Raw genomic sequence first — 14,210 nt, 5'->3', positions numbered from 1 at the left:
TGCCAGCGCGTGGCGGGGTTTCTACAATCTTCGCCTTTATGATTCGAACGCCACCAGTGGGTAGAGGAACTTTCATGCAAGCTTCTGTCGCAACGACTTCTCCGATCGAGCGCACGGTCACCATCACGGTGCCGGCTTCTGAAGTCGACCAGGCCGTCAACGCCCGTCTTCTGGAAACCGCCAAGACCGTTCGTCTGAACGGCTTCCGCAAGGGCCACGTGCCGATGGCAGTGGTGCAACAGCGTTACGGCAAGGACGTGCGCAACGAAATCGTTGGCGAGATCATGCGCCAGCATTACGTGACCGCCGTCACCGAAAACGAACTGAACCCGGCTGGCTGGCCGAAGATCGACGCGACCGTCGATGAAGCCGGCAAGGATCTGGAGTTCGTCGCGACTCTGGAAATCTACCCGGAAATCGAACTGAAGCCGATCGAAGGCGCTGAAATCGAGCGTCCGCAGGCGGAAGTGACCGACGCCGACGTCGAAGAGATGATCGAGACCCTGCGCAAGCAGAACGCCTCCTGGACCGACGTCGAGCGCGCTGCCGCTGACGGCGACCAGGTCAAGATCGACTTTGAAGGCTTCCTCGGTGAAGAGGCCTTCGAAGGCGGCAAGGCAGAAGGTCACGAGCTGGTGCTGGGCTCCAACAGCTTCATCCCGGGCTTCGAAGAGCAGCTGGTCGGCGCTGCTGCCGGCGACGACAAGGAAATCAAGGTTTCCTTCCCGGCTGACTACCAGGCCGAGCACCTCGCCGGTCAGGAAGCGACCTTCAAGGTCAAGGTCCACGCCGTCAAGGCTCAGGAACTGCCGGAAGTGAACGAAGAGTTCATCGCCCAGTTCGGCCTGGAAGCTGCCGATGTCGAAAGCTTCAAGGTGGAAGTGAAGAAGAACATGCAGCGTGAGCTGAAGAACGCGATCGAGAATCGCGTCAAGCAGCAGGTGCTGGCGGAACTGGCCAAGGCCAACGACATCCTCGTGCCGCAGGCTCTGGCCGACCAGGAAATCGACGGTCTGAAGCGTCAGGCTGCACAGCAGTTCGGTCTGGGCGAAGACTTCGACGTCTCCCAGCTGCCGGGCGAGCTGTTCCAGGACCAGGCGGTCCAGCGCGTCAAGACTGGCCTGCTGCTCAGCGAAGTCGTCAGCAGCAACGAGATGGACGTCAGCGACGAAGAGCTGAATGCTCGCGTTGAAGAAATGGCTCAGCAGTACCAGGACCCGGCTCAGGTCACCGAGTACTATGGTTCCAACGAACAGGCTCGCAACCAGCTCAAGTCCGTGCTGCTTGAAGAGAAGGCCGTTGACAAGCTGCTGGCACAGGCTCAGGTTAAGGACGTTGCCATGTCCTACCAGGAAGCCCTGCAGGCTGCACAGCAGCAGGAAGAAGCAGAAGAAGAGGCTGCTGAAGCCGAAGGCGAGCAAGCCTGAAGCTTGGTTGACCCCTAGTGCTTGCTAGACCAGGACCCGGCTACGGCCGGGTCTCTGGTCAGTGGGCGGGGTAAAGTGGCATGCTCAATGGATATCAATGTCATCGGATGAAGGAAGCCCCCATGAACGACTTCGACATCAAGAATGCTGGCGGTCTGGTTCCGATGGTTGTCGAGCAGAATGCTCGCGGCGAACGGGCCTATGACATCTATTCCCGCCTGCTGAAGGAACGGGTGATCTTCCTTGTGGGTCCGGTTGAGGATTACATGGCCAATCTGGTCGTGGCTCAGCTGTTGTTCCTCGAGTCTGAAAACCCGGACAAGGACATCCATCTGTACATCAACTCGCCGGGTGGCTCCGTGACTGCAGGGATGGCGATCTACGACACCATGCAGTTCATCAAGCCCGACGTGTCCACCGTGTGCATCGGCCAGGCAGCCAGCATGGGTGCCTTGCTGCTGGCAGGCGGTGCCGCCGGCAAGCGCTACGCGCTGCCGAATTCCCGCGTCATGATCCACCAGCCGCTGGGCGGCTATCAGGGTCAGGCCACGGATATCGAGATTCACACCAAGGAAATCCTGACCATCCGTGAGAAGCTCAATCGCATTCTCGCGCACCACACTGGCCAGGACTTCGACACCATTGCCAATGATACCGACCGTGACAACTTCATGGCGGCCAATCAGGCAATGGAGTACGGCCTGATCGATGCCGTGCTGGAACGCCGTCCCGACGTGGAATGATCCCGCGTAAACGGCTGACCTGACGTCGGCAAACATGCATTTCCGGCGGCTCCCCGGGGAGTCGCCGCCATTGAGAGGTACGCGAATGGCTGACGGCAAAGGCAAGGACGAGAACGGCAAACTGCTGTACTGCTCCTTCTGTGGCAAGAACCAGAATGAAGTGCGCAAGCTGATCGCGGGACCTTCCGTCTACATCTGCGACGAATGTGTCGATCTGTGCAATGACATCATTCGCGAAGAGGTCCTCGAAGCCGACGCCGAAGGTGATGATGATCGCCTGCCGGCGCCGCGTGAGATTCGTTCCACTCTCGACGATTACGTGATCGGCCAGGATCGCGCCAAGCGTGTGCTGTCCGTAGCGGTGTACAACCACTACAAGCGTCTGCGTGCCGGTCAGAAGGCCGCGGATGAAGTGGAACTGGGCAAGTCCAACATTCTGCTCATCGGCCCGACCGGCAGTGGCAAGACGCTGCTGGCCGAGACGCTGGCACGCCTGTTGAACGTCCCGTTCACCATCGCGGATGCGACCACCCTGACCGAAGCGGGCTATGTCGGTGAGGACGTCGAGAACATCATCCAGAAGCTGCTGCAGAAATGCGATTACGATGTCGAGAAGGCCGAGCGTGGCATTGTCTACATCGATGAGATCGACAAGATCTCGCGCAAGTCCGACAACCCCTCCATCACGCGTGATGTCTCGGGTGAAGGCGTGCAGCAGGCACTGCTCAAGCTGATCGAGGGCACCACTGCCTCGGTGCCGCCGCAGGGCGGTCGCAAGCACCCTCAGCAGGAATTCCTACAGGTGAATACCGGCAACATCCTGTTCATCGTCGGTGGTGCTTTCGCCGGCCTGGACAAGGTGATCCGCGAACGCGCCGAGAAGGGCGGCATCGGCTTCAATGCCGAGGTCAAGAGCAAGCAGGACGAGAAGACCGTGGGTCGCGTGCTGGCAGACGTCGAGCCGGGTGATCTGGTCAAGTTCGGTCTCATCCCCGAGTTCGTTGGCCGCCTGCCGGTCATCGCGACACTGACCGAGCTGGACGAAGATGCCCTGGTGCAGATTCTGACCGAGCCGAAGAACTCGCTGGTCAAGCAGTACTCGCGCCTGTTCGAGATGGAAGATGTCGAGCTGGACCTGCGCGAGGATGCGCTGCGTGCCGTGGCTCGCAAGGCCATCGAGCGTCGTACCGGCGCACGTGGCCTGCGCTCGATCCTCGAGTCCGTGCTGCTCGACACCATGTACGACATCCCGTCCGAGGAGAGTGTCAGCAAGGTGGTGGTGGATGAGTCGGTGATTGCCGGCGACAGCAAGCCGCTGCTGATCTACTCCAAGAACGAAGAGAGTCAGGGCAAGGTGGCCGGCAAGGACGGCTGAAACGTCCGGGCCTGAGTCGCACCAACGGGGGGCCGCAAGGCCCCCCGTTGCGTTTGCGCTCGCAAGCCATCTTTATCGTGATGCATTCGCGGATCACGCACGGCTTCATTCAGCGTTGAGTTACCGCCAGGCGTGTCGGGATCATTGCAAAATCATGACCTTGCCCCCATGGTCTCAGTATCAAAGTGCCGTGTGAGGCGGCCCACCCACAGAATACCGAGGAACGTCTGCCATGGAGCAGAACGAAGATCAGACCCTGACACTTCCGCTGCTGCCGCTGCGGGATGTGGTGGTCTATCCCCAGATGGTGATTCCGCTGTTCGTCGGCCGGGAAAAGTCGATCCAGGCCCTCGAAGTGGCCATGGAAGGCGACAAGAAGATCCTGCTTGCGGCGCAGCGTGAAGCCAGTCAGGACGACCCGACGGCGGAAGACCTGTTCGCCATCGGTACCGTTGCCGACATCATGCAGCTGCTCAAGCTGCCCGATGGCACCGTCAAGGTGCTGATCGAGGGTAGCTCGCGCGCCGATATCCAGGCGATTCGCCTGCACGACGATGGCCACAGCATCGCCGATGTCGCGCTGCGTGATAGCCAGCCGCTGTCCGAGCGAGAGCAGGAAACCCTGGTGCGCGTGCTGCTCAACCAGTTCGAGCAGTATGTGAAGCTTTCGAAGAAGGTGCCCAACGAAGTGCTGGGCAGCCTGCAGGGCATCGAAGACCCGAGCCGTCTGGTGGATACCATCAGCGCGCATCTGTCGCTGGGCATCAACGACAAGCAGGCGCTGCTCGAGATGGACAAGGTGCGTGACCGCATCGAGCACCTGATGACGCTGATCGAAGCGGAGATCGACCTGTTGCAGGTCGAGAAGCGCATTCGTACCCGCGTCAAGGAGCAGATGGAGAAGTCGCAGCGCGAGTACTACCTCAATGAGCAGATGAAGGCCATCCAGAAGGAAATGGGTGAGCTGGATGACGTGCCCAACGAGGTCGAGCAGTACGAGCGTCGCATCAAGGACGCCGGCATGCCGAAGGAGGCAGAGGAGAAGGCCACTCAGGAGCTCAACAAGCTCAAGATGATGGGGCCGACTTCCGCCGAGGCGACCGTGGTGCGCACCTATCTGGACTGGCTGTGCGACGTGCCGTGGAAGAAGCGCACGCGAGTGCGTCACGACATCGACCATGCCGCCAAGGTGCTGGACGAGGACCACTACGGTCTGGATGAGGTCAAGGAACGCATTCTCGAGTATCTCGCCGTGCAGAAGCGCGTCAAGAAGCTCAAGGGGCCGGTGCTGTGCCTGGTCGGCCCGCCGGGTGTCGGCAAGACCTCGCTGGGCAAGTCCATCGCACGTGCCACCAACCGTCAGTACACCCGTATGGCGCTGGGCGGCGTGCGCGATGAGTCCGAGATCCGCGGTCACCGTCGCACCTATATCGGGGCACTGCCGGGCAAGATCATTCAGCGCATGGCCAAGACCGGCGTGAAGAACCCGCTGGTGCTGCTCGACGAGATCGACAAGCTGGGCATGGACCACCGTGGTGATCCGGCCTCGGCGCTGCTTGAGGTGCTCGACCCGGAGCAGAACGACAAGTTCGCCGATCACTACCTCGAGCTTGATTATGATCTGTCCGAGACGCTGTTCATCTGTACGTCCAACTCGATGAACATTCCGGGGCCGCTGCGCGACCGCATGGAGATCATCCGTCTGCCGGGTTACACCGAAGACGAGAAGCTGGCCATCGCGATGCGCTACCTGGCGCCCAAGCAGCTCAAGGCCAATGGCCTGAAGCCGGGCGAGCTGACCTTCAGCGAAGCCTCCGTGCTCGAGCTGATCCGTTATTACTCGCGTGAAGCCGGTGTGCGTGAACTTGAGCGTCAGCTCGCCAAGGTCTGCCGCAAGATCGTGCGTGAGCGTGTGGTCGCCGAGGCAAAGGAGGGTGCACTGTCTTCCATGCACCTTGAGGCCGAGCAGGTCGAGCACTACGCTGGAGTCCGCAAGTACAGCTTCGGCCTTGCCGATGCCGAAGACCAGATCGGCCGTGTCACTGGCCTGGCATGGACTTCCGTCGGTGGGGAGCTGCTGACCATCGAGTCCGTCGTCACGCCCGGCAAGGGCCGTGTCAGCAAGACCGGGTCACTGGGCGACGTCATGAAGGAATCGGTGAGTGCCGCCCACACCGTGGTACGTGCACGTGCCGAGGCCTTCGGTATCGAGGCTGAGCGCTTCGAGAAGGAAGACCTGCACATTCACGTGCCGGAAGGCGCCACGCCCAAGGATGGCCCCAGTGCGGGCGCTGCCATGGTCACCGCGATGGTATCCGCTTACTGTGGACGCCCCGTGCGCTGTGACGTGGCAATGACCGGTGAGGTCAACCTGCGCGGCGAAGTCATGCCGATCGGTGGCCTCAAGGAGAAATTGCTGGCGGCGCGACGCGGTGGTATAAAGCTTGTGCTGATTCCCGAGGAAAATCGCCGTGACCTCAAGGAGGTTCCGGACACCATCAAGGATGCACTCGATATTCGGCCGGTGCGCTGGATCGACGAAGTGCTTGAGGTGGCTCTAGCAGAAAAGTCGACTGCTGAGAAGGATGATTCTCGTTCAGACGATGCCAGTGGTCGTCAGACAATGATCAGTACACATTGACGGGATTTTTTTGGCCATGCCGCTGTCGAAACGGCGGCGTGGTGCGGTTTTGCGCGTGAGGTTGCTTGACAGTCGTTTGAGGGCGTTGCTATAAACTCCGCTTCGTCGCGATCGCGTTTAGCACCCGTAATTTTCGCGCTGATTTCTGGTAATTTTTGCAAATTCAAGGGGTGAAGAGTGAATAAATCCGAGCTGATCGAAGCCATTGCTGCATCTGCCGATATTCCGAAAGCAGCAGCTAGCCGTGCACTCGATGCGATGGTCGACACCGTCACTGATAGCCTGAAGAAGGGTGAGACCGTGGCACTGGTCGGGTTCGGCACCTTTATTGTCAAGGAACGTGCTGCACGTACTGGCCGTAACCCGCAGACTGGCGCTCCGATCGAGATCAGTGCTGCCAAGGTGCCGAGCTTCAAGGCTGGCAAGGCACTGAAAGACGCCGTCAACTGAGGTCTGCCTGCTTCGCAGGCACCCGGTGGCGCGGTACCGGTTCGGGAGTGGTCTGATGACTGCCGAACCGGCACCAGAACATCGAAGCGCATCGCCTGGCGATGCGCTTTTTTTGTGGCTGAACTCGGCCGTGTCGGCAGGGCGCAAGCGTTTGATGACCCTGGCGAGTCAGTCAGTCGTGCAAAGTCACCTGCATCTGTCTGCGGCATGCGTATAATCATCAGTCACTGAGTCGCGGCCCTTGTGGCCATTCCAATCCCTGTAGTTCGAGGCCTGCATGCTGCAACGAATTCGAGACCGGTCGCATGGCTGGGTGGCCAAGACGATCGTTGGTTTCATTGTCGTCACCTTTGCCTTCTTTGGTGTTGAGTCGATCATTGGCGCCTTCACTGCCAGCAGTGACGACGTGGCCACGGTCAATGGCGAAACCATCAGCCGCCAGGCGGTGGAAACCGAAGTCCAGCGTGCCATCCGTTCTGGCCAGGTAGCGCCGGAACAGGAGCGCGAGGCACGCAATCAGATCATCAACCAGATGATCGATTCCCGCCTGCTGGATCAATATGCCGAGGAAGGCGGCCTGCACATGTCCGATGCGCAACTCGATCAACTGATCGTGAGCATTCCGGACTTCCAGGATGACAAGGGGCGCTTCGATGCCGACCTGTTCCGCAATCGTCTGGCCAGCGCCGGCTATTCTCCCACCTCCTTCCGTCAGCAGCTGAGCAGCGACACTCTGCGTCAGCAGTTGACCGATGGCTTTGCCGCCAGTGCCTTCATGCTGCCGGGCGAAGAAGAGAAGCTCAGCCAGTTGCAGCGTCAGACGCGTAGCTTCCGTTATGCCACGTTGAGCAGTGCGGACCTCGATGCACCGGTGACGGTCAGCGAAGACGAGCTCAAGGCCTGGTATGACAGCCACCAGGACAACTACCGTCGCCCGGCACAGGTCAAGCTGGCCTACGTGCTGCTGGACCAGAACGAGCTGGCCAGCGGTGGCGATATCAGCGAAGACACGCTCAAGGCCGAATATGCGGCCAAGCGTGCCGATGCGCCGCGGGAAATCGCGCACATCATGGTCGAGAAGGGTGACGATGATGCGGCGGCACGTGCCAAGCTCGAGGGCGCACGTGACGCGCTCGCCAACGGCGAAGACTTCGCCAAGGTGGCGGCCGAGGTCTCGGAAGACAGCTCCACGGCCGAGGATGGCGGTGAGCTTGGCGTGATCACCCGCGGCATCTTCGGCGAAGACTTCGATGACGCGGCCTTCGCGCTGGATGAGGGGCAGGTCTCGGATATCGTCGATACCGGCGACAGCCTGCACCTGATCAAGGTGACCGGTCTGGATATCGCGCCCTTCGAGGACATGCGCGACGAGCTGCTGACGCAAGCCCGTCAGGCCGCTTCCCGCGACACCTTCAACGAGAAGGCGCAGCAGCTGAAGGACGAGAGCTTCGCGGCGGATGATCTGGCCAGCGTCGCCGAGGATCTGGACCTGCCGCTTGAGAAGACTGACTGGGTCGCACAGGAAAACGATGACGAACTGCTGTCCGAGCCGGGTGTGATGGCAGCCGCCTTCGGTGACGAAGTGCTGGAAGATGGCTACAACAGTGACGTCATCGAACTGGATGACAGCCGTCGTCTGGTGCTGCGCGTTCTCGAGCAGCGTCCCGCCACCACGCTGGCACTGGATGAGGTCAAGCAGCAGGTGCAGCGCGAAGCCAAGGCCGACAAGACCGCCAAGGCACTCGAGGCACTGGCCGAGAAGCGTCTGGAGACACTGCGCCAGGGCGGATCACTCGAGGGGATCGACTGGCAGCAGGCTGACGATGTCAGCCGTCAAGCCAGCACCCAGCTGCCGCAGAGTCTGGTCAAACAGGCCTTCACGCTGGCGCACCCGCAGGATGGCCAGCCGGTCTATGGCAAGGCGTCGCTGAGTAATGGCATCGCGCTGATCGCTCTCACCGAGATCGGCGAGGCCGAGCCGGGCGAGATGGATCAGTTCCTCTCGCGTCTGGCCACGCGTCTGCGTGCTCAGGCCGCAGTCACGGGCCTGCAGGAATCTCTGCGTGAGCGTGCCGAGATCGAGCGCAACTGATCGAGCGCAAATGAGCCAGGCAACTGGCGTGGGCAGCTTTCCCTGCCAATGAGACCGTCACCCCCTGGGGTGGCGGTCTTTTTTTGGGTTCAAATCATTGGTTCAAATCATTGGTTCAGGCCGTCGGGTTCAAGCATCGCGGGCTCAGGTAGCGAAGCTCAGGCCGCGAGGCTGTGTTCGGGTGTGGCGTCAAGTCACGAGCCCAGCCGCTGACGCAGGCGCTGGGAGAGTTCGCGGTGACGGGCCTGAATGCCCGTGGAGAGCGTCTGGCGCAGCCAGCGGTGGCCAGCGTCATGATGCAGGCGTTCGTGCCACACCAGCCAGTAGGAGAAGCGGTTGAGGGTGATGGGCAGCGGACGCAGGGCCAGCGGCAGCTGATCGAGCATGCTGATGGCCAGACAGCCCGGCACGCACAGCAGCAGGTCGCTGTGGCAGCTGACACTGAAGGCGGCCAGAAAATGAGGCTGGCGCATGACGACCTGACGACTCAGTCCCAGTTCCGCCAGCTTGAGGTCCACTGCGCCTCGCTCATCACCGCCCATGCTGATCAGTTGGTGACTGGCGGCGAGGAAGTCCTCCAGGCTCAAGGTCTCCTTCGCTGCCAGCGGATGGTCCTGGCGCATCACGCAGACGAACTGATCATCCCCGATCTCACGACCATGCACGCCGGCCGGCACCCTGGCGGTGGGCACGCACATCGCAAGCTCCGGCCCGCCTTCCTCGAGTTGCTGTTCGACATTGCCGCCGTAGGCCTGGATATCCAGACGGATGCCGGGTGCCTGCGCGTGCAGCGGGGCGATCTGGGGCGCCACGAAGGCGTGCATGCCGTAATCGGTGGTGGCCAGCTGGAAGCGACGTTGGCTATCTTCAGGCGAGAACTCGGGCGGTGCCAGCAGGGCGCCTAGCTCCTGCAGCAGGCGTGCGAGGGGCTGTCTGAGGGCCTCTGCGCGTGCGGTGGGGCGCAGACCGCGTTGCGCGCGCACGAACAGGGGGTCATCGAAGGCCTCGCGCAGCCGCCCCAGGGTGCGGGACACCGCAGGCTGGCTCAGGTTGAGGCGCTCAGCGGCCCGCGACACGCTGCGGGTTTCCAGCAGCGCATGCAGCGCGACCAGCGTATTGAGATCATGGCGAGCAAGTTCAGCCAGGTGCATGGCAAGCGGTTCCCGGTAGCGAGGCGACCCAGTCACTGGGATGAAAGTATGCAGTTTCAACCGCACATGATATCAGTCTCATACATACCGGGATTCAGTTTCTGTCATTGGTGTGATATCGGGAGCGAGCGTAATCTGGTGATACTTCGTCGCCGAGCAACGCTTGCGGCGGCCAGACGTCACAGGGTTGAGGCCTCGGGCCAGCGGCCTGATGACGATTCTGATCACTCGTCGTTTGACCAGATCATTCGCAAGGAGCATTGCATGCAGACACGCTATTACACGATCACCGACTATCCGAAAGGTACCCCGGAACGCGACCTGTTCCAGTTGCGTGAAGAGGAGCTGAGTGAGCTCGGCGAAGGCGAGGTGCGCATTCGCAACAGCTGGCTGTCCGTGGATCCCTATATGCGTGGCCGCATGAGCGGCGTGAAGACCTATATCGATCCCTTCGAGCTCAATGAGCCGCTGCAGGGCGCAGCCGTCGGTGAAGTGATCGAGTCACGTGACTCTCGCTTCAAGCGCGGCGACAAGGTCCGTCACATGGGCGGCTGGCGTGATATCGCGCAGCTCTCTGGTGATCAGGTCGAGCCGCTGCCGAGCATCGATGTGCCGGAGCAGGCCTACCTGGGCGTGCTGGGCATGCCGGGCATGACCGCTTGGACCGGCCTCAACATTATCGCCGAGATGAAAGAGGGTGATAACGTGCTGGTCAGCGCGGCCTCCGGTGCGGTCGGCTCGCTCGCCGTGCAGCTGGCCAAGGCCAAGGGTGGCACTGTCGTCGGCATCGCCGGCAGTCAGGAAAAGCTGGATTGGCTGGAAGCGCGTGGCGTCAAGGCGGTCAGTTACAAGGGCAAGGATGCCGAGCAGCTGACGAAGGCGCTCAAGGACGCCTGCCCGGATGGCTTCGACGTCTACTACGAGAATGTCGGCGGTGATTGCCTGGTGGCGGCGCTGAACAACCTGAATGTCGGCGCACGCATCGCCGTCTGCGGCATGATCTCCAGCTACAACGATACCGAGGTGGCGCCTGGTCCTTCGAACATCTCGATGATCCTGATCCGTCGCGCGCGTATGCAAGGCTTCATCATCTTCGATCACTGGCAGAACTACAGCCGCTTCCTCGAAGAGGTAGGACCGCAGGTCGCCAAGGGTGATATCGATTACGAAGAGACGGTGGAAGAAGGGCTCGAGCAGACGCCGGATGCCTTCCTCAAGCTGTTCTCGGGTGGCAACAAGGGCAAGATGCTGGTGCGTCTGTGATCTGAGAACTAAGTGCTGAGAACTAAGTGCTGAGAACTGAGATTTGCGACGGCATCACTGAAAGCCCGGGCTGAAGACCCGAACACCTGACGCCGCGTGTACGCGCGCTGCTCAGGCAGTCACGAAAGGCTCGCTGCGGCGGGCCTTTTGCGTGAGTGGCCAGGCGTCTGTCATCACGCATTACTGGTCCTCAATCATCACTTGTCGTGAGGATTGGTGACTCTCACGAACCAAAGACGTGCGGTCTGCGCTCTACTTTGGTCTTGGTCACTGCTCTAGAATGCAGACCATCGTTCGTGGGCAGGTGGCGTCATCGTCGCGCTTTTCTGTCATTTTGCCCACATATCACTCTGTGTCAGGTGGCGCCTGACCACGGCCCTGTCATCTCATGTTGCCGTGTCGCCCCTGACTCCGCGAGGAGAGCATCATGCAGGACTTTACCTATCAGAACCCGACTCGCGTGCACTTCGGTGCCGGCCAGATCGACAAGGTGCGTGACGAGATTCCGGCGGATGCCCGCGTACTGGTCACCTACGGTGGTGGCTCTATCAAGCGCAACGGCGTGATGGACCAGGTCGAAGCCGCACTGGAAGGCCGTCAGTGGTGGAGCTTCGGCGGCATCGAGCCGAACCCGAGCTATCACACCCTGCTCGAAGCCCTGGAAGTCATCAAGCGCGAGAAGATCGATTATCTGCTGGCGGTCGGAGGTGGCAGTGTCGCTGATGGCAGCAAGTTCCTCGCACTCGCCGCCTGTCACGCCGGTGATCCGTGGGAAATTCTCGCCGAGGGCAAGCATCCCGAGACGGCGCTGCCGCTGGGCGTGGTGCTGACACTGCCGGCCACGGGCTCCGAGTCCAATGGCAACGCCGTGGTCACCAACTATGAGACCCACGACAAGCTGCCGATGTTCAGCGAACTGGCCTACCCGCGTTTCGCGGTGCTGGACCCGGCCACCACCCTGACCCTGCCGGAGCGCCAGAGCGTCAATGGCGTCGTCGATGCCTTCGTGCACGTCAGCGAGCAGTATTTGACCTACCCGGTCAACGCGCCGGTCCAGGATCGCTTCTCCGAGGGGCTGTTGCTGACCTTGATCGAGGAAGGCCCCAAGGTACTGAGCCAGCCGGATGATCTGGCCGTGCGCGCCAACATCATGTGGGCCGCCAATCTGGGCCTCAACGGTCTGATCGGGCGTGGTGTGCCGCAGGACTGGGCCACGCACATGATCGGTCACGAGATCACCGCACTGCACGGTGTCGATCATGGTCGCACCCTGACCATCGTGATGCCGGCGCTGTGGGAAGAGCTGTTCGAGGCCAAGCGTGCCAAGCTGGCGCAGTATGGTCGTCGCGTCTGGGCACTGGAAGGCGACGAGGAGAGCGTTGCGCGCGCCGCCATCGACAAGACCCGTGAGTTCTTCACGCGCATGGGCGCGCCGGTGACGTTGAGCGAAGCCGGCATCAGTGCCGACAGCATCGATCAGCTGGTCGATAACCTGACCCGTCACGGCTTCACCGCCATCGGTGAGCATGGCGATATCACGCCGGACGTGGCGCGTCGTATCCTGACCCGCGCTGCCTGATCGCACGCGTCAGTCAGGCTCGATTGTCAGCCTCAAACCCCTCGTCACTCCTGGTGGCGAGGGGTTTTGCGTATCTCCCTCCTTGTCTCCCCCTTGTTGCAGCTTGCTGTCCGCCAGATCGCGTCACGCCAAAAGGCCAGATTCACTTGACGAGACGTCGTCGCCGGCCGGTTTTTGTTACTCTATAACCTTTTGCACGTCCTTCATCTTGCGGAGATTTCAGCATGTCTGTGGCTTCACGCGGCGCCAGGAGCGGCGACGCCCCGACGGATCTTGCACGCCAAACGCGGATACCGGTGCATCTGATCACCGGCTTTCTGGGCACGGGCAAGAGCAGTTTCATCCAGGCATTGGTCGCGGCCAAGCCGACGGATGAGCATTGGGCGATCCTGGTCAATGAGTTCGGGCAGGTGGGGATCGATCAGGCGCTGTTTGCCGGGCGCGAAGATGTCAGCGTCAAGGGGCTGCCCGGCGGGTGTCTGTGCTGTCAGCTGGCCTTCGTGCTGCAGGCGGGGCTGGTCAGCCTGATCCATCAGACGCGCCCTGATCGCCTGATCATCGAACCTTCGGGACTGGGCCATCCGGCAGGGCTGATCGATGTGTTGCGCAGTGAAGGGCTGGCTCCGGCGCTTGAGCTCAAGGAAGTCATCACCCTGCTGGACCCGCGTGCACTGGACGATGCCCGTACGCGTGAACACGGTACCTTCCAGGATCAATTGACGCTGGCGGGCGGTGTGGTGCTCAGCAAGCGGGACCTGGCGACTGATGAGCAGCTGGCGGCCGCGCATGAGTTTCTGGCGGGGATGTGGCCGCGCAAGCGCTGGGTCGGTGAGCTGGGCAGAGCCGACGGCGATACCCATGCACTCAAGGCACTCATGAACGTTCAGGAAGCCCGGATCATTGACTGGTTGATGGCAGGACAGGGCGCGAGCGGAGATGTCGATGAGCTGTTGGCAGAACAGGGGAATGTGACGATGCCGGCCGCGCATCGTGCCGCATACGCCAATGCGGGTCAGGCACTTGAGGCCTCCGCGGGTGATGAATCGCCCGCCTCAGACGTGATGCCGCTGCCCGGCGCACCGGTGATCGAGCAGGCCGAGGGGCTTGAGCATGCCAGTCTGGGCTGGCGAATCGCCGCCAGCGAGGTGTTCGATCTCGATCAGTTGACCCGGTGGTTGGATGGTCTGCCGCGCGAGTGGCGCGTGAAGGGCGTCTTTCATACCCGGGAAGGTTGGCGCAGCTATAACCGCGCCAATGGACGTGCCGAGCTTGCGCCGTCCAGTTGGCGCGAGGATTCACGCCTTGAGCTGATCGCACCACTGGACGGGCAGGAGCAGGAAGGGACGGTGGCGACGTTGCCGCTTGAGGATTCCCGTCAGCTGAATGCGGCCTTGCTGGCCTGCCGCAGCGAAGGGGCCGCCAGACCTTTCAACTTCTTTGGCGAGTGAGCTGAGGCGCTCCTTCGTGGAGCGCTTCAGCCCATGCCTAT

General features: G+C 61.5%; 10 protein-coding genes. 9 read left to right on the top strand and 1 reads right to left on the bottom strand.

Going from position 1 to position 14,210, the window contains the following annotated elements; translation table 11 throughout:
• Positions 1-74 precede the first annotated feature (74 nt).
• The 6 genes from tig to CDPAHKCJ_RS03810 all read left to right on the top strand — a co-directional run bounded on the left by tig (position 75) and on the right by CDPAHKCJ_RS03810 (position 8,728).
• Positions 75-1,427: a trigger factor gene (gene tig / locus CDPAHKCJ_RS03835; protein WP_131432497.1), complete on the top strand. Its 1,353-nt coding sequence runs from the start codon at positions 75-77 to the stop codon at positions 1,425-1,427.
• Positions 1,428-1,549: 122 nt separating this feature from the next.
• Entirely contained in the window at positions 1,550-2,170 is a 621-nt protein-coding gene (clpP, locus tag CDPAHKCJ_RS03830; protein ID WP_166018744.1) for an ATP-dependent Clp endopeptidase proteolytic subunit ClpP, read from the top strand.
• Between the two features lie 85 nt (positions 2,171-2,255).
• Positions 2,256-3,545 (top strand): ATP-dependent Clp protease ATP-binding subunit ClpX, encoded by a 1,290-nt coding sequence (gene clpX / locus CDPAHKCJ_RS03825; RefSeq protein WP_043331299.1) that lies wholly within the window; start codon positions 2,256-2,258, stop codon positions 3,543-3,545.
• 232 nt (positions 3,546-3,777) lie between these two features.
• On the top strand, positions 3,778-6,186 hold the full coding sequence (lon, locus tag CDPAHKCJ_RS03820; protein ID WP_107336273.1) for an endopeptidase La: 2,409 nt from the start codon (positions 3,778-3,780) through the stop codon (positions 6,184-6,186).
• Between the two features lie 177 nt (positions 6,187-6,363).
• Positions 6,364-6,636, top strand: coding sequence for an HU family DNA-binding protein (locus CDPAHKCJ_RS03815; protein ID WP_043331296.1), 273 nt, complete (start codon positions 6,364-6,366; stop codon positions 6,634-6,636).
• A 277-nt stretch (positions 6,637-6,913) separates the two neighbouring features.
• A complete protein-coding gene (locus CDPAHKCJ_RS03810; protein ID WP_166018743.1) occupies positions 6,914-8,728 on the top strand; it encodes a SurA N-terminal domain-containing protein in 1,815 nt (604 codons plus the stop codon).
• Between the two features lie 194 nt (positions 8,729-8,922).
• On the opposite strand, the gene CDPAHKCJ_RS03805 is transcribed toward CDPAHKCJ_RS03810, so the two are convergent.
• A complete protein-coding gene (locus tag CDPAHKCJ_RS03805) occupies positions 8,923-9,879 on the bottom strand; it encodes a LysR family transcriptional regulator (RefSeq protein ID WP_166018742.1) in 957 nt (318 codons plus the stop codon).
• 264 nt (positions 9,880-10,143) lie between these two features.
• Between CDPAHKCJ_RS03805 and CDPAHKCJ_RS03800 the strand changes: the two genes are divergently transcribed.
• From CDPAHKCJ_RS03800 to CDPAHKCJ_RS03790, 3 genes are all read left to right on the top strand, one after another.
• The gene (locus tag CDPAHKCJ_RS03800; protein WP_166018741.1) at positions 10,144-11,142 is read left to right on the top strand and encodes an NADP-dependent oxidoreductase; all 999 of its coding nucleotides are present in this window, start codon (positions 10,144-10,146) and stop codon (positions 11,140-11,142) included.
• A 427-nt stretch (positions 11,143-11,569) separates the two neighbouring features.
• Entirely contained in the window at positions 11,570-12,721 is a 1,152-nt protein-coding gene (locus CDPAHKCJ_RS03795; protein ID WP_166018740.1) for an iron-containing alcohol dehydrogenase, read from the top strand.
• 224 nt (positions 12,722-12,945) lie between these two features.
• A complete protein-coding gene (locus CDPAHKCJ_RS03790; protein WP_166018739.1) occupies positions 12,946-14,169 on the top strand; it encodes a CobW family GTP-binding protein in 1,224 nt (407 codons plus the stop codon).
• The last annotated feature ends 41 nt before the right edge of the window (positions 14,170-14,210 follow it).

This window comes from Cobetia sp. MB87 (assembly GCF_011319755.1).
In the GTDB taxonomy this organism is placed as follows: Bacteria; Pseudomonadota; Gammaproteobacteria; order Pseudomonadales; family Halomonadaceae; genus Cobetia.
Note: the sequence above shows the minus strand (reverse complement) of the source record. Positions and strands in the feature narration are given on the sequence as shown.